The following is an 18,560-nucleotide window of genomic DNA, read 5'->3' as shown; positions in this document are numbered from 1 at the left end:
ATCCCGATCTAATCTTTCAATTCTCTAATGAAGGAGGAGAATTTCTCAAAGATGCTCCCCAATTCCTATTAGCTTTTTCTCCCATAACTAAAATCAGTTTTGCACCATTAATGATATCGTTATGGTGAAACCATGGCTTGTTCCATTCTATTCCATTCAAGGATGCAGACTGAATATATTTATTCTTTTCTGAGAAATTCCGGACATCAATTTCAAAGATATTCCCATTGCTCAGTTTCATTTTTATATTTTCAAATAACGGACTTCCTATATTATAAACAGGCAATCCTGGAGTAACCGGATAAAAGCCCATGGCAGAAAAGACAACAAAAGCAGACATTCCGCCTCCATCTTCATCACCTGGCATCCCCATCAAGTCATTTCTGAACCACTGCCTCAGCAATTCACGTATCCTCTTCTGAGTTTTCCATGGTTGACCAGCATAATTATACAAATAAGGAATATGCAAAGCCGGTTCGTTAGCCATAGAAAACTGTCCGACATTACCTGTCTGATCGGGGAGCTGAGAATAAAAAGCATACTTGCTTTTACCCAAAGGTTCACGAAATGTCTGATCCAAATTAGCGACAAATCGATCTGCTCCTCCCATCAATGAAATTAAATCTGCCGGATTATGGGGGACATCCCATCTATAAATCCATGCATTATTCTCATCATAAAACTCTCTTGCTCCCAATCCCCCGGAAAAAGTATAATCAAAAGGATAGATAAAATTTCCATTTATATCTTTAGGATGGAAAAACATTGTCTCAGGATTATACAGATTCCGATAATTATAGGACTGCTTCAAGAAATAAGAATAATCCGCATCTTTTCCTAACTCTTTAGCAATCTGCGACAAGCACCAATCATCAAAACAAGTCCCTAAAGTTACTGCCACAGATTGCCGTTTTTCCCAAGAATCAACTTCTTCCACATATTCTTTTTCTCCGTGGCGCAATGCCGAATAATATCCATTAGTACGATAGAAGAGATCCAGTTCAGTATTAGGCGTCCTCTTCCAAGGTAACAATGATTTTTCCGTCAAAGCCTTTTTGCAAGCGTCATAAGCAACTTCAAGATCAAAACCACATAATCCTTTACAATAAGCATCCCACACAGAAGCAACGATATGATTACCATTCATCCGATGACTGTCTCCCGTTACCTCCGGAAAAGTCGGCATCCACCCTTCTTTAGTCTGTTGGGCCATACGCATATAGGATTGGATCATTTCTATTTCCATATCAGACTCTATCAATACACGCAACGGATGTGTTGCACGATAAGTATCCCACGCCCAATCATCGGTATAAAAAGAAATTCCTTGATCAGCATGAACCGTATTATCCATGGCACTATAATAAAATCCATCCTCCGAAATATTAATCATTCGCTCATAAGTTCTGTATAAAGAGGTATAAAAAAGAATTTTATTATCTTCATCAGGGCTATTTACTTCTATTTTACCTAAAACTTCATTCCATTTGCTTCTCCCAATCTCAGCTATTACATTCACATCATAAGTATCAATCTCTCTTCTAAGATTCCGTTTGGCCTGTTCAGTACTGATAAACGAGACTCCATATCTAAGATTCATTTGTCCGGTTGCAAACTCCAGAACCAAAGCTTGATCGATACCTTCCACCGAGTTTTTACTATAATCCACAGTCCTATCAATCAAAGCACCCAAACTTTTTACAGGAGACTGCGATTCCAAATAAAGATATACTTTAACTTCACTTTCACCAATACATTGATAACCCGATATCGTACTTTCGTCTACTTGTTCCAGTTTTCCTTTCCGGGTGTTCACCACTATATAATTCAGTTCATCATTAGCAGATGTCAAATTATAGATCCCGGACTGATGAGATAAAGAGTAATCAACATTTACATCCTCTTCATCCAGGAATACAGAATAACGATAAGGAGTAATACTTTCATTATCATAAGTATATTTTTTCACAGGAACTGATACTGGAGACTTCCCATTCACCGGACTAATATTAAAAGCTGAATTGCCTCTGTGACTGGTTACAATTACAGGTAATCCTTCTATCTGATCCGAGGTAAAATCATCTCGTTCCGGATATATCCGAAGCATACTGTTGGGTAAATGTACTGTCGGATACGTAGGTACCAGTATATGACTGATATTGCCCAAATACGGATTTACATAATCAACCGGAGTTTTACCAACATCGCTTTTTGTACAAGAGAAGCAAGATAATATGGTGCATAATATCAAACTTATAGTTATATGTAATTTCATGATAGTGCAGATTATTATTTAACAAAAAATTCTACTCCCGATCAGTCATCTCAAAAACTAACATTCCACCATTCATTATCTGCTGATAAGTGATAAAATTTTCATTTACTTCTTTATCATTGAACTTAATGGATTTTACGTACTTATTTTTATCAGATAACTTATCTGCCCGTACTGTAAAAGTCTTATCATCGGACAATTTTATATTGATTTCCAGAACCTGGGGCGCCCCCAAAATATATTCACCACTAACAGGATTTACAGGATAGAAGCCCATAGCACTGAAAATATACCACGCAGACATTTGTCCACAATCATCATTTCCACATAAACCGTCCGGATAAGGTTGATAAAAGCGCTCGAAGACATCTCTCACTAAAGCCTCTGTAGATCCTTTTTTACCAGCAAGCCGATATAAATATATGATGTGGTGGCTGGGTTCATTTCCCTGCGAATATTGTCCGATGAGTCCTGTTACATCTCCAACAAATCCTTTAACCTCGGCTGTGTGATCAAGGAAAAATAAAGAATCCAGTTTAGTCACGAAAGCTTCATTGCCTCCCACCCTATTGATAAGTTCTTCGACGTCATGCTGTACGTGCCAGGTATATTGCCAAGCATTTCCTTCAGTATAGTCTCCTCCTGCCGTACCAGCATGTGATAAGGCGAACCTATCAAAAGGAGTTCTCCATCGACCGTCAGAATCTTTTCCTCTCACCAACTTGTTTTCTTCATCAAAAAGATTTTTCCAATATCCGGAGCGTTTAATAAAAAAATTATAGTCTTCTGTCTTGCCTAATTTGGCAGCCAATTGTGCAGCACAATAATCATCGTAGCAATTTTCCAGAGTTCTCGATACCGATTCTTCGGATATTATATCAAACGGAAAATATCCATACTTATCATAGATATTCCACTCAGACTTATGGTGTGGTATTAATAATGATTTTTTCACTTCTGCATAAGCTTGTTCCTGATCAATACCTGGAAACCCTTTCAGACATGCCTCTACAACAGGAGGAATCCCATGATTACCAATCATACAGTGGTTTTCTTTTCCCCACAGAGCCCATATCGGCAAAAATCCATGAGCATTAGCATGCAATAACATTGTATTAACCATATCACTCACCAATTCCGGAGTCAAGATTGTATAAAGAGGATGGGCAGCCCGATAAGTATCCCAAAGAGAAAAAGTAGAATAGTATTTGCCAAAGGGAGAAATCGAAACACTATCCTCAGAATTTCTATATTGTCCGTCAACATCTGCTATGTTATTCGGTTGAATCATCAAATGATACATAGAGGTATAAAAACTAACTTTCTGATCAGTAGTTCCCTTGATCTGTACACGTGACAAATAATTCTCCCATTTCTTTCCTGCTTCCAACTTTACCTGATCAAAGTTCCAATGATCCAGTTCTGAACGAAGATTTTCCTCTGCTCCCTCGATACTAACTGTAGAGATACCCACTTTCACCAATAATTGACTTTGCTTTTTTCCGTTAGTTTCAAAACGATAAACACACGAAGGTGCCCTATGAGACTCTTTCACCAACTTCCGTTCTTCAGAAATAAAAGGCTTATCAAATTTGATTACGAAAAACAAACGGCGTTCCACCCAGTGTCTAACCTGCATTTCTCCTGTAATCGTATAATGATCCGGTGTTTTAATATCCGCATAAATAACTCTGTTGTCATATTGCTGTTCAGAACTGACACAACCACTCTGAAAGTCAATATATAGCCCGGGATTTTCTTCATTGAATAAGTAACGATGCATTGCTACATGAGGAGTACAGGTCAATTCTACTTTCACCTGATTATCGACCAGATCTACAGCATAATACCCAGGATAAGCCACTTCTGTTTTCTTATCAAAAAAACTTTTATAATTCTCTCTGCATTGTCCGGCAAAAGGCATCATCAATATATCACCGGAATCCGGTATTCCCGTACCATTCAGACGTGTTTGAGAAAATCCCCACATCAGAGAATCTTCATAATTATACCCACTGCAATACTCCCAGGCAAAATTTCCGGTCTGTGGCCCCGGTTGTACCATTCCAAAAGGACAGGTTGCATTGGGAAATGTGTGTCCGGTATATGCCGTACCAATAAAAGGATTTACATACTGTAAATATTCAAATGGATCATCTTCATTTTTACAAGAAAAAATAACCACAACAAGCCCAATAAGAGGTAATAAAAAACTAAAACTATTTCTTTTCATTTGACTGGTTCTATTTTAAATGAATAACTAATTTTTTCATCTTCAGGAATCATGTACTGCTCCAAAGGCATAGGACCGCAAGTAGCATTTCCAAGCCCCTGTTGCATACAATCTATGTTGAGATAAACTTCCGGCTTCCGAACTAATGGCAACCTAAAGTCATGAGTTGCCATCCACAATGTTTGATCCGTGAAATGAAGTGCGCTAAAACTCATTTTATCCAAAGAAATGACCTTTATACCTACCTTTTTCTCATTGGTTATCGTAACCCAACGAACATCTTCTCTGTTTCCCATACTTTGAGAACGTACATAATGCTCTTCCATACCGGTAACTGTGTTCTGATATATTCCGATGTAAGCAGAAGTTTTCCTATCTATATAATTTTCATGAGGCCCCCTGCCATACCATTGTACATATTCCATATCTTCCGGAAGAACCATTTGTAAACCAAGCCGCCGTATAATTTCTCCATCTTTGGGTTTTATAAACGTAGCCTGTACTCCTATTTTTCCATCTGCATAAATCGTGTAATCTATTTGGTAAGGAACTGAAATCTCTTTTTTAGTGGTATGAAGTAGAATTTCATGTCGGCTATGGACGAGAACACAGTTTCTCTTTTTATCAACATCAAATGAAAAAGATAACAACTTATGATCCGGTTCATAATAGTTTTGATCTGTAAACTTATCATTACTAACACTGCGATACCAATTAAAAGTCAGTCCTTGCCCTTTATCTATCAACTCCCGATCCTGATACAGCCAAGAGATCAAGAAACCTTGTTTCATATCAAATGTAACCTGAAAGTTCTGACCTTTTATTGATAAATCTCTCTCACTACTAACAGCCAATTCCGATGTATTTGAAAAAAGAGGCAACTGTTCATTAGGACATACATTCAATACAAATTGCTCAGAAGCTACTCTTTCCCCCTTTTCCGACCAGAGTGTCGCCTTCGATCGTTCAGCATAGATATTTAGAAAGTATTCATATCGAGCATCTATCTGAGTTTTAAACGGTATTCTTATCTGTATAGTCTCATCCGGAAGCAAATCCATTGACGCTATTTCTCCTACCTCTACGACCTGCCCCTCTCTCAAGACTTCCCAAGTAATATCAAATTCATTCAGATTTGTAAAGTCATACCCATTAGAAATTCTTATCTCTCCGGTTTCCGGATTATCGGAAATAAAATGAATATATTGGTAAACCTTTTTTGTCTCTAACAATTTTGGGGTGATCCCCCGATCCGGAGTAACCAAGCCATTACATGAAAAATCGGCATCATTGGGTTTATCCCCAAAATCTCCACCATAAAAATAATGATCCGAGGGATAACCGTATTTATTAATGCCCTGATCTACCCAATCCCAAATGCAGCCACCAATCATTCGTTCCGAATGATTTTCAATATAATCCCAGTATTCAATTAGATTTCCGGGAGCATTGCCCATCGCATGTGCATATTCACATAAAAAATAAGGTCTATCCGATTTATTCCGGTCATGCGCTTTCATCTTCTCAACATCCGGATACATATGAGAATCAATATCGGCATAGGTATTATTTCCTTCATAATGTACGGGGCGGGTTGTATCCAACTCTTTTGCCTTTTGATACATTGCATAAAAATTCTCGCCACTCCCTCCCTCATTACCAAGAGACCAAAAAATCACAGAAGGATGGTTTCTGTCTCGCTGTATTAACCTTTCCAAACGATCCACAAAAGCAGGTTCCCAATCTTTATTTTCACTGAGTCCTTGATTCCCATGATTTTCCATATCAGCCTCATCCATTACATACAACCCATAATAATCATACATTGCATACATTTTAGAGCTATTAGGATAATGACTGGTTCTGACAGTATTAATATTATGCCGCTTCATTAATACAATATCCAAAAGCATCGTTTCCAACGGAACAGCTTTACCATATTGGGGATGAATATCATGGCGATTTACGCCTTTAAAAAAGACTTGCTTATTATTTATGTAAACACGTTTATTACGTACCTCTACCTTGCGAAAACCAAATTTAGTGGACATGGCTTCAGTTACTCTTCCATCTTTATTCCTCAAAGCTATAATTGCTGTGTACAAATCAGGCTTCTCCGCACTCCATAACAGAGGATTTGTAACGCTACTATTCAGATCAATAACAACTTCTTCTCCAGGTTTCAACGGTTTCAATTCTTGAGACATACAAGTAGTTACATTTCCAAATTTATCTAACAATTGAATTTCAAGAATTTGTTTACCAGATTTCCTCCTGTCATAATTCCTGATCATAGCTTTCATCTGAAATTCAGAAGAAGTTAACTCTTCATTCAAAAAACGACATGATAAATGATAATCCCGAACATGTAATCGGGGAGTAGCATACAGATACACATCACGGTGAATGCCACTTAACCGAAACATATCTTGATCTTCCAAATAACTGCCATCTGTCCAACGATAAACTTCAACCGCCAAAACATTTTCTCCGGTACGTATATAGGGGGTGATATTAAACTCTGCATCATTATTAGCACCCTGACTGTATCCCACTTTCTCTCCATTTACCCATATATAAATACCACTATAAGCTCCATCAAAATGAAGAAATATTTCTTTATCTTTCCAATCCACAGGAACCACAAAATTTCTGCGATACGATCCAACCGGATTAACCTCTACTTCATTGGTAAATCCTTTTTGAGGACGGATTACTGAAGGTAAATTCCGAAATGGATAATTCACGTTAGTATATATGGGAGTACCATATCCATACATCTCCCAATTAGACGGAACCGGTAATTCATTCCAATGAGAAACATCATAGTCCACTTTATAAAATTCCAAAGGTCTTTCGGAAGGTTCCTTCACCCAATAAAATTTCCACATTCCATTCAACGACTGATAAAGATCGGAACTTGGTGTTTCCCATGGAAAATCAAATGATTTATCACCCTTCAAACTCTCGATAGAGGAAAATGGTATATATGTTACGTGACCTTTCTCTTTATTCACTGCAAATATCCGTTCATTTTCCCATTCAGATTCTCCCCGCAAATTCTCAGGAGGCACTTCTACATTAGTAACTTCCAGCTTCCATATAGTTGGATTGTTCGATACAACAGATACCGGTGAATCTTCATTTTCTCCCTCACACACTGTTACACATCGCTGAGTAGTACTATGACGAATATAAAAACCACCTTCTGTCGCTGCCATTTGCCAGTGCTGATTACTATTCTTACGATTAAAATCCCATAATTTCAGAAAATTCTTTCCCGGAATAGAATTATAAATATCCAGACTTTTATTGCAGAAAGGACTATAAATCAGAAAACAATTTTCATCAAATGCTACTATCCTCCAAAGCTGTCCTTCACTGCCATTATCGGCAGAAAGTACCACCTGGACGTCATTTTCCAAACTTTCTTTGTTGTCTAACAGTAAACCGGAGGGAGAAATGATTTTATATAAAACATCTCCTCTAATTTCCTGCCCATAGACAGCAATTATGCACCAAAGAAAAGCAATACTGAGTTTAATTCTTTTCATCATAGATGGTATATCAAAGCAATATTACTATTTATGTGTCAATTCCTTAATTTCCCTCTTAAGTGGTAGGACAGTATGACATCTTTCTACAAGAATATCATCTACCAGTTTAAATGTGGCTTTCTTTCTTATATCTAAGGAAGATGCTCCCATCTGAATAGTATACTTACCCTTCTCTGCAATCCATGAAGAAAGTGATGCATCATAAGAAGCCAAAGAAGAAGAATCTAATTCGAACTCCAAAACCTGTGATTCCCCCGATTGCAGGAGTTTTGTTTTAGCAAAACCTTTCAGTTCATTTACAGGTTTCTCAAGTCGGATAGCTGGTGCCTTTAAATAAAGCTGCACCACCTCTTTACCAGGATATTCTCCTTTATTTGTAATAGTAATTTGCACCTTCATTTTTTATTGAAATATATCTGAACTTATTTTCAGATCTGAATAAGCAAAATGAGAATATGATAGTCCATATCCAAATTCATATGCCGGTCTAATACCAAATGTGTTGTAATAACGGTATCCTAAATAAATCCCTTCTTCGTATAAAGAATATTCCGGATTAGAAGCATCCTTAGGAGTTCCAGGAAAGTTATTATATGACGGGACATCTCTATAAGTCATTGGAAAAGATGCTGTCAGTTTTCCTGAAGGATTAACGGCACCACATAAAATATCAGTTATTGAATTTCCCCCTTCTTGTCCCCCTTGCCATGCCAGTAATATAGCATCTGCATAGTTACGCCACGATGCTACCTCCATTACATTAGAAATATTCATCACAATGATTACTTTCTTTTTCATCGCATGAAACTCTCTGCTAACGTTCTCTATAAGTTTAGCTTCTTCAGGTATAAGACCAAAAGCTTTCTCTGAAAGGTCAGATCCTTCGCCAGAATTCCTTCCAATTGTGATAACAGCTACATCCATTTGCTTCGCTAACAGCTTAATCCACGATTCGCTGACTTCCATTTCTGGTATAGAAGGTGATATTTCCATCGGATTATCTATCTTCCATATTTTATTTTGTTCTTTCACATACTCATCATAGACCTTTACAAGTTTAGAATCAACTTCAAACCCCGCAGAAGTAAGCCCTTGGTTTAAAGAAATATTATATGCCTTATGTACTCCTCCACTACCAAAACCACCAGCCATATTATCATAGGATGTACATCCGAATAATGCTATTTTCTGATTCTTATCTAAAGGTAATGTCGACTTCTCATTCTTAAGTAACACCATACTCTCAGCCGCAGCTCTCCTCACAATCTTTCCATTAGCCTCAAAAGGTGGTTGATCTGAATATGCATATTTCTTTAAAGAAGGTGATTTAGCTATTACAGAAAGAATCCGTTCAATATTACGATCCAATATTTTTTCATCCAACCGACCTTCATTGACTGCATCATAAATAGCTTTCGTAAGCTCCCAATTTCCCGGCATTATCAAGTCATTGCCAGCTTTCATTTGTTCCACAGAATTGAGTCCAGCTCCCCAATCGCTCACAACACAACTACCATACCCCCATTCATTCCGCAAAATAGTAGTTAACAGTTCACTACTTTCCGAAGCAAAAATTCCATTAATCAAATTATAGGAACTCATTACAAGCCATGGATTGGATTCTTTGATGGCTATTTCAAAACCACGCAAATAGATTTCCCGTAAAGTTCTTTCCGTCAATTCACTACTATGTCTCAAGCGATTAGTCTCTTCACTATTAACAGCCAAATGTTTGATAGTAGCTCCTACTCCCTCACTTTGGATTCCATTGACCATAGCAGCAGCAATATGACCGGACAGATATGGATCTTCCGAATAATACTCAAAATTCCGTCCTCCGAGAGGATTCCGCTGAATATTCATTCCCGGTGCAAGTATAACATCAACCCCATATTCCAGAATTTCTTTCCCAAAGGCTGTTCCTACTTCTTTCACCAACTCTTTATCCCATGAAGAAGCTAACAAAGTCGCAACCGGGAAAGCTGTTGCATAATATTTCTTCTCACTGTTCTGCCGATGCGGATCGATACGTACTCCAGCCGGGCCATCGGATAGTATAATTGCGGGAATTCCCAAACGAGGAATAGGATAAGTCGTAGCTGCGGCTCCCGGTACCCCATACATCCTGATACCTGATACCTCTTGCGGAGCATCTCCCAATCTCCCCATTCCACCTACCAAATTAACTTTTTCAGCCAAAGTCATTGCCTCTATCACTTCTTTGACCGGATCCTTTCCCAGTTGAGGCAAATTCTTTAAGACCTGAGCCTGGAGACTTCCCCATGACAATGTCAATATAAAGATTTTAAATAATCCCGTTGTAATACACTTCATTCCTGATTTCATAATATTTATTTTTAATATAACAGACTTGTACTTCTCATCCAGTCGGTAAAAAGACATCATAAATAACCCGAACAAGTTCTGTATTCCAATCTTCCCACTCTTAATCTAACAAACCAACAAAATTGGGAAGGGCCCCGAAATACAAGAGAATTTTTGCTAGGCAGAACAGATTCCCACCCAACCCACATATAATATCAATATGATAAATTTCCGTTTCAATTTATTCGCTCTATAAATAGTTATTGTTTTATTACTTTCAAAGTCACTTGTTCTTTGCCATCATTAACACACAGCATATATATTCCGGCATTCAAATCCGAGATATTCATTTGAGTCTCCAAACCATAAGTTACCTTTCGCTGTAAAATCCGGCCATTAAGATCATTAATCGTAATAGTGCGATTCCCCTCGTGTCCCCAATTAACAATCAATAAGCCAGTTGAAGGATTTGGATATAGTTTTATTCCCGCTTTACCAACAGGAGATGTTATCCCAACCACCTCTTCTTTTACAACCAGATACTGAGGTAAAATACTAAGATTCAATACAAGATACCCATTATCAACAGTCAATGGCATTTCACATCCTTGCCAGTCTATTAATCGCAATTTATCCACATCCGTCGGAGCCTTCACACGTATTGTAGTCCCCTCTGCTTTTGTTGTCCAGGCTGTATAGAAAGTAGTCTCCCCATCTTGACCAAAAGCAAGAACTTTATTGACTCCATCAAGGAGTGTCTCTTGAAAAGTATAATTTTTCAATAAGGACGCCACAACAGCTGCTGCCTGATAAGATGGCTTAGGCGAAAAGTCCGAACGAAGCAAACCAAAATTATGCTCTATATTGTCCGGTGTGTCTCCATCATTCTGAAAATCATACCAAAATACTCCGGGAGACATATAATGTCTGCGAGACAACAAATAAGTGCGAGCCAGATATGCCGCCTGTTCTATATCTAAATTAGTAGTACTGTTCCAACCGATTTCCGTAACCCACACCGATAATTCCTTTTTATCCGAACGTAGATTCTCTTCTGATATCTTCTTTAAATAAGGCCATACAGTTGGAATATTCACAGCCGGAATAGGCCCCCCGGTTCCTGCATATCCAAAATCAGGGGTATTAGGGGCCATATAAGGATGAATGCTATATCCATCTTGAAAGTCAACTCCCCCTGCATCCAAAACCGGTATGATAAAAGCTCCTCCAGGACCACCACCTGCTCCGGAACCACCACCGGAAATTAAAGTAATATCAGGATTAACCTTCTTTACAGTCGGATACACGACCTTTAATAATGGCAAATAGTCTTTTACCGGATCGGCATAATTGGGCTCATTCCATAACTCCCATTCAGTAACACGGTTTCCCATTTCTTTTACTGCATAAGCAAGTGCATTGGCACACCCTAACCGAGACTCCTCAGTTGTAGGAAAAGGAATAGTCGGAAAGCCATTCGGATAAGCAATTGCATTAGCATAACCGAAAACAATCAAAGGTTTAATACCTTCCTTCTCTGAAGCACTTACAAACTGATACATATGTTCCGGCATAACATACTTTCCTTTGGCCGGCTCCACATGTTCCCATGCCAAATCCGTACGGATACGCGTAAATCCTGCCATTCTTATCAGCCTGAATGTCTTAGAGTAATCGTTATCTTTAGGAGGATGAACACAAACGCCCATATCCAAAGGACGCTCCTCATCTATTATCTCAGGAACTACAGCATAATTCACTACAGTTGTCTGAATAATATTCTCATTATCAGCTAAAGTGAGTTCCAAAGTATAATACCCCAGTTCCGTCACATCAATAACAAGTTCTTTTCCGGCATTGGCAACTCCTGAAAAAGTCAGATTATCACCATAGCGCACCAGTTTACCTGTCAATCGCATATTGCCTTCTCCCAGATTCTTCGCAACATTCTTCTTCTTGCCAATGTCAGTCGAAACCAACACAGGATTCAATTGAATTTTCCCTGTATTCTCAAAGTCTGTCGGAGCAGCTGACCGGACTTGTGCCATATCAGCGCCCAATAAAAGAAAGCTTATCATTATTATTTTAAAAATACCTTTACCCATAATTCTCTTTTTAAAAGATGATTCAATAATACTATTTATGCGCTTTTGTAGCAGGAGGAGGACTGGAGAAATCTTTCAATTCCTTTTCTGCATATACTCTGATATAGTCTATATACATATCTGAGCCATTACCATAGCGTTCCAGATCTACAGGAAAAGGATTTCCCCCTATTGCCAGATTTGCAAGAAAAATATGTGGATTATTGCGGGTATCGTCAGTAGTCGGATGACGGAAAACCTCAATATTATCAAAATAATAGATTGTTTCTTTATAACCAGCATAAACAGCGTAGGTATGGAAGGTAGTTGACCAATAAGATTTCCCTCCTAAGCCCATAATTGGCACACGAGTTCTGTCTCCGTTTTTCCCTTTTCCATTCTCATCCACCTGTCCCCAATAATGACTAAAAACAGAATATCCTTCATGGTTAGGTCTTCCCTTTCCTCTGCCTCCATATGCCTCTATTATATCCAGTTCATCCCCTCCGGGTACTCCCCAGTCAAGCTGATTCACTGTCCAGAAAGCAGGCCATGTTCCTGGTGCCGACTGAGCAATAAAACGACACTCCATATAAAATGGAACCTTTGCCCAAAAGCCCTCACCATCCATATTAACGGAAGCAATGAGTCCTGTACTGCCCTTTTTCCCTTCCTGTTTGCGAGCCTTTATTCTTAGATATCCATCATACTGTTCAAAAGGATTATCTTCTCCATCTACATCAGCAAAAGCCCAACTGCCAAAATCGCCAAATCGAGGTTTATGTGCGCAATAACGTGCATTCCGTCCATCATTGGAAATAGACATGGTTCCATCAAAATCATCTGCAAATACAAGTTTCAGACCTTTGGCACCAGGAGGATTATTAAGTGGAATGCCCTGCTTCCATTTCACTCCTCCCTTATTATACAATTGCAGTTCAAACTCATCCTTTTGTCCTTTGCCATCACTGGCGCAAATACGTACGGTCATTGGACCCGCAGGAAATTTTTCCGCATCAAATTTAAAACTTCCTGAACCATCTTTTCCCAATTTTATTCCTTTCGGAGTCAAGTTCACATCATGTCCCCAATGACTTGGATTAGCTTGATCCGGCACTCCCCAACAATAAGCTTCTGCATGAAACATTCCAGGAGCTATAAATTTTACATTAACCACCCCTTTGATATTACTACGGCATGCAGGTTCAATTATCCGGATAGCATCTATCCATTCTTCTCCCTTATCTATTCCCCATAAGAAATAGTCATCATCATTATTATTCTGAGCTTGGCATAAGGTATTTCCACCTAAACTCATTAAAAACAAAGCACTTAAGACATATATTGTTTTGTTGTTTTTCATGGCTAACGGATTTTAATTAATATTGTGTTCTTACTTTCCAAGTATCCGTACGGAATGGAGAAGCAGGAAGTCCAACACTATTATACAAATTAGCGTCAATCGGATTATCAGCCCATGCATAACGAACAGCTACAGGATTTTCGATTTCATCACTGCTTACTACGATTGTATTTCCTTTTATAGCAGCCTTAGCATACACAAATTTCTGATCAGCTCCAGCTATAGTAAATCCCTTTAGATATCCATACTTATCTTTTGCAACCAGTCCCTGTGCTATATGGTTAAAAGTGAGAATTATTCTATTCCCATCTATTTTCATACTTTGATATTCAGGTCCTGAAAATTCTACCTCTTTACCGTAAGTTTTGGCCAAAGCATTGAGGGCCAATCTATGGCCGACATCCTGTTTATTACGAGGATGAATATCTTCAGTTTCACCTATGTCAATAGCCAAAGCTTCACCTGTATATGGCAATTCCAAAGTAAGATGTTGCGATTCGCGTAATTCTGCCCAATCGCTCTGCCCCGGTTCTTCTGCCGGTTTCATAAAGTTAGCTAGTTGTACCCAGTAAAAAGGCATCTCAGCATATTTCCACTGCTTACGCCAATCCCTGATCATATTTGGAAATAAAGAACGATAACGATAAGCATCACCCGAATTTGATTCCCCCTGATACCATATGGTTCCCTTTATAGGGAATTTGGTAAGAGGTGCCAGCATGGCATTGTATAGTAATGAAGGATAACTGTTAGGTCCTAAGGTCTCTGTAGTTTCAATAATCTGCGAGACCCTATATTTCCAGTCACCGGCAAGAGGAATACGCTCATTGGCAGTCAGGCAATACATTTGCTTCATTTCACCGGTGAAACCTCCATCACCCGTATGATTGACAGCTTTTACGACTAAAACATTTCTACCAACTTTTAACCGTTCAGGAGAAACTATATATTCACGAGGGGTATTATAAGAATCCATCTTACCGATTTCTTGCCCATTAAGATAAGTAACATCCCAATCGTCAATAGCACCAAGGGATATGACTATCGGCTCTTTGGCCTGTTCAGCCGTTAAATCAAATTCTTTACGAAACCAGATCACTCCATCGCCATAAATTCTCATTCCGCCCCACATACCCGGAAGATGTGTTTCCTTCCATTTAGTTATATTCGTTTCAGGCAGATACCATTTTTCAGATAATCCTTTATCCGATTCTAAAACCTGATAAATATCCGGTTGATCTTTCTTCTCAAACTTATGAAAAAAACCGGGATCACACATCATTTTTACCCTTTCTGCATAACCGGGGATTTTCCCCATCTCTTCCATACTTGTCCATGTTTCTACAACAGTACCTCCCCATGAACTACTAATCAAGCCAATAGGCACATCTATCTCTTTTTGCAATTCACGGGCAAAGAAATATCCTACAGCAGTAAAACGAGGCACTGTCTGCGAAGTACATTCCATCCAACCAGATGTATCCACATCAAGCTCCGGCTTATTGGACATAGCACGATTAATATGCAAAAGTCTTATTGTCGGACAGTTGGCATTTTTGATTTCATAATCTGCATTTCTGACATCCTGCATAAGCCATTCCATATTAGATTGTCCTCCACAAACCCATATATCTCCAATTAAAATGTTTTTCAATACGATAGTATTAGTGTTACCTTGAACAGTCATTTCATAGGGCCCCCCATATGGCATTGCCGGTAATTGCACCTCCCATATTTTATCTTTTCCGGCTTTAGTTTTCATTGTTTGTCCATTCAAGGAGACTGTTACGCGCTCTCCGGAATCAGCCCATCCCCAAACCGATACCGGTTTATCCCTCTGAATCATCATGTTGTCAGAAATAGTATTTGGCAGCTTCACTTTAGCAAAAGCTGTTACTACAAACAACATCAACAGAGTAGAAATATAAATTCTCTTCATTTATCCAATGGTATTAATAGATTAAAATATCAATTACTTCTTCACAAATTCCATACTATAGCATCCTGAAGGTAGATAATAAACATTATCCGCTTTTTTCAACAGTTCAACTGTAGTTTCTCCAGAACCCAATATGACCTTACGTATTTTAAAACCAGTTGGTAAAGACAAAGCCGCAGTTGTATTAGCAGGTACTATAGCCTGATAATGAATTCTTTGTTTATCCCTTTTCCATTTTGAGACAATTGTACCATAACGTGATTGATAAGAAGCAGAAGCATGAGACAAGCCGGAAATAAAACAAGGCTGAAGCAAAATATTCTTATAACCCGGCAAAACGGGGTCCGGTTTAATCCCGCCTAATGCTTTGTAAAACCAGGCACTGATTTCACCAAACATAATATGATTTCGTGACATATCCTCTTTCAGATTCCAGTTTTCATACAAAGTAGTAGCTCCATTTTCAATCCACCATCCCCAAGAAGGAAAAGTTTTCTGACTAGCAACTTCATAAGCTAAATCCGCATATCCATTATCACTTAATGCATTCAAAAGAGCCTTAGCACCAAAGATTCCAACATCAATATGTTTACCGTCCTTTATTACTCTTTCAGCCAAATGAGCCGCTGCTTTACTTTTCAGTTCTTCCGGAATCAATCCCCAATACAGAGGCATAGCCTGTTCAGCTTGTCTTCCTTCACCATATAGTCCATTTGCTCTGTTTAAATATCGTTCATTAAATGCTTCCTTTATTTTATTACTTAATGCCACATATTTTTTCTCATCCTCAATCTTACCTAACAAAGCTGCAGCTTTAGATAAAATTACAGCATCAATATAATAATAAACAGATGCAACAAATTCTGTAGGAATCTTTGATTTATAAACTGCCCAGTCACCTAATCCCCAAGAAGTTAGTCCTGATGGAGTAATATCTGTCACATGATCTACATATCGTTTAATACTTTCATAACAATCAGCAAGTAACCGGCTGTCTCCATAAAACATATATATATTCCACGGAATAATGGCTATTGTAGAAGTACAATCCAGCCCATTTGCCCACTCAAATCCCCAGCCACTGTCAGGAATAATACAAGGTAACACCCCATTCGGCTGCTGAGCATCCCGATGATCAGCCAACCATTTTTCATAAACGGTAATGCCATCGAAATTAAATAATCCAGTTTCTATTGCAATATTAGCATCATTCGTCCAACCATTTTTCTCTCGCTGAGGACAGTCAGTTGCATATCCAAATAAATTGGATAAGTAAGCTGTATTTGTAGCTTCCCAAATTTTATTAATCAAAGGATTTGATGTTTCAATATGTCCAGTTACAGGTACATCATTGTGCATAAACCAAGCCGTCAGGTTATCGACTGTCAAAGTAATTGGCCTATCGGCAGTAACCTCCGCATACTGAAATCCCTTGTAATTGAACAAAGGCATAAATGTTTCCACTTCATCTCCCTTCAATGTATAAATATCCGTTTGAAACGGATCTTTATCATCTTTAGGACGATAGTGAGCTTCTATTTGCCTCATATCCAACCTACCATCTTCGCCAAGCATTTCGCCATGCTTCACACGGATCTCCATTCCTTTCTGTCCCTCTATCTTCAATTCTGTTACACCGGCAATATTCTTTCCAAAATCAAACAGATAAGTCATATCATTAATTTTAGTGACCCGCTTAGGAACTATCCGTTCAACATTACGGATAGGATGCAACTGCTGTGAAACAATATTTTGTGAAGGTGCATCCCGAAAAAGTACATTTTTCCATTTGCTATCGGAAAAATGAATGGTATTCCATCCTGGCTGTTCATAGCGTGCATCGTAATGCTCCGCTGTATATATACTATTGAAAACAATAGGTCCAAAAGAAGTCTTCCAATCTTTTCCTGTACTAATTGTCTCTTTTGATCCATCAGCATAAGTAATGCGCATATCCATACAGAAAGCCGGTCTGTCCCGCCAAGGCGCCCGATCAAAAAACCACACAGCCATTGATTGGTGGTTATACCATCCATTACCTAAAACTACCCCAATAGCGTTATCCCCACTTTGCAAATAAGAAGTCACGTCATAGGTAACATATAAATTACGCCTGTCAAAGCGGGTAAACATTGGATCAAGCCGGTGATCACTGACTTTCTTTCCATTGATATATAATTCATATAATCCAGCCACAGCTATATAAGCACGTGCCTCATCCACAGGCTTAGATAGATTGAAAACTTTGCGAAAATAAGGAGCTTGTTTCACATGTTTACTATGTCCATCGAGTCCATGTCCATCACTAATCCACGCGCCTTTCCAATTTCCAAGACTCATCATCCCAGTCTCAAAAGTTGCCACATCAGAATGAAGTTCTTTATTATTCTTATCCCATACATAAACCTGCCAATAATATTTGGTAAAAGGCTTCAAAGCCTTCCCATTATACACAATCAGCATATCTTCCGAAGGTACTCTGCCCGTATCCCAAATATCAATCTGTCCGGATTTCAATTTTTCTTGCTCCGTAGATATTAAAATACGATATGCAAGCTGCTTTGCTCCATACTCAGTATCATCCAACAACCAAGTTAACCGGGGAAACGGGGTATCAATCCCTAAAGGGTCAGATAAATACTCACAACGTAAATTAGTGGGATGAGAAAATGAAGACAAATTAACTCCCCACAGAAGTAGCATTAGACAAATATATTTTATAAAATTCATCATTTATTATTTTTCATTTTACAATCAGCCGGAAACAAGAAGTGGATATACCCA

9 protein-coding genes are annotated in these 18,560 nt (G+C 38.5%); all 9 read right to left on the bottom strand.

The window, feature by feature from the left end:
• Positions 1 to 16: 16 nt before the first annotated feature.
• Positions 17 to 2,275, bottom strand: coding sequence for a GH92 family glycosyl hydrolase (locus tag BACCELL_RS11580; RefSeq protein ID WP_044153615.1), 2,259 nt, complete (start codon positions 2,273 to 2,275; stop codon positions 17 to 19).
• A 31-nt stretch (positions 2,276 to 2,306) separates the two neighbouring features.
• Entirely contained in the window at positions 2,307 to 4,508 is a 2,202-nt protein-coding gene (locus tag BACCELL_RS11575) for a GH92 family glycosyl hydrolase (protein ID WP_007211980.1), read from the bottom strand.
• Positions 4,505 to 8,062 (bottom strand): glycoside hydrolase family 2 TIM barrel-domain containing protein, encoded by a 3,558-nt coding sequence (locus BACCELL_RS11570; RefSeq protein WP_345917008.1) that lies wholly within the window; start codon positions 8,060 to 8,062, stop codon positions 4,505 to 4,507. Before BACCELL_RS11570 ends, BACCELL_RS11575 begins: the two co-directional genes overlap by 4 nt.
• A gap of 27 nt (positions 8,063 to 8,089) precedes the next feature.
• Complete coding sequence (locus BACCELL_RS26315; protein ID WP_007211978.1) at positions 8,090 to 8,464, bottom strand: fibronectin type III-like domain-contianing protein; 375 nt, start codon at positions 8,462 to 8,464, stop codon at positions 8,090 to 8,092.
• A gap of 3 nt (positions 8,465 to 8,467) precedes the next feature.
• Entirely contained in the window at positions 8,468 to 10,411 is a 1,944-nt protein-coding gene (locus tag BACCELL_RS11565; protein ID WP_169309600.1) for a glycoside hydrolase family 3 protein, read from the bottom strand.
• A gap of 239 nt (positions 10,412 to 10,650) precedes the next feature.
• Positions 10,651 to 12,468 (bottom strand): T9SS type A sorting domain-containing protein, encoded by a 1,818-nt coding sequence (locus BACCELL_RS11560; RefSeq protein WP_157133900.1) that lies wholly within the window; start codon positions 12,466 to 12,468, stop codon positions 10,651 to 10,653.
• A gap of 58 nt (positions 12,469 to 12,526) precedes the next feature.
• Positions 12,527 to 13,837 (bottom strand): glycoside hydrolase family 16 protein, encoded by a 1,311-nt coding sequence (locus tag BACCELL_RS11555; protein WP_007211975.1) that lies wholly within the window; start codon positions 13,835 to 13,837, stop codon positions 12,527 to 12,529.
• 16 nt (positions 13,838 to 13,853) lie between these two features.
• Positions 13,854 to 15,776 (bottom strand): sialate O-acetylesterase, encoded by a 1,923-nt coding sequence (locus tag BACCELL_RS11550; RefSeq protein ID WP_007211974.1) that lies wholly within the window; start codon positions 15,774 to 15,776, stop codon positions 13,854 to 13,856.
• Between the two features lie 33 nt (positions 15,777 to 15,809).
• Positions 15,810 to 18,479, bottom strand: a complete 2,670-nt coding sequence (locus BACCELL_RS11545) for an alpha-L-rhamnosidase (protein WP_226810542.1) — start codon at positions 18,477 to 18,479, stop codon at positions 15,810 to 15,812.
• Positions 18,480 to 18,560 lie beyond the last annotated feature (81 nt).

This window comes from Bacteroides cellulosilyticus DSM 14838, from assembly GCF_000158035.1.
Classification (GTDB): Bacteria; Bacteroidota; Bacteroidia; order Bacteroidales; family Bacteroidaceae; genus Bacteroides; species Bacteroides cellulosilyticus.
Note: the sequence above shows the minus strand (reverse complement) of the source record. Positions and strands in the feature narration are given on the sequence as shown.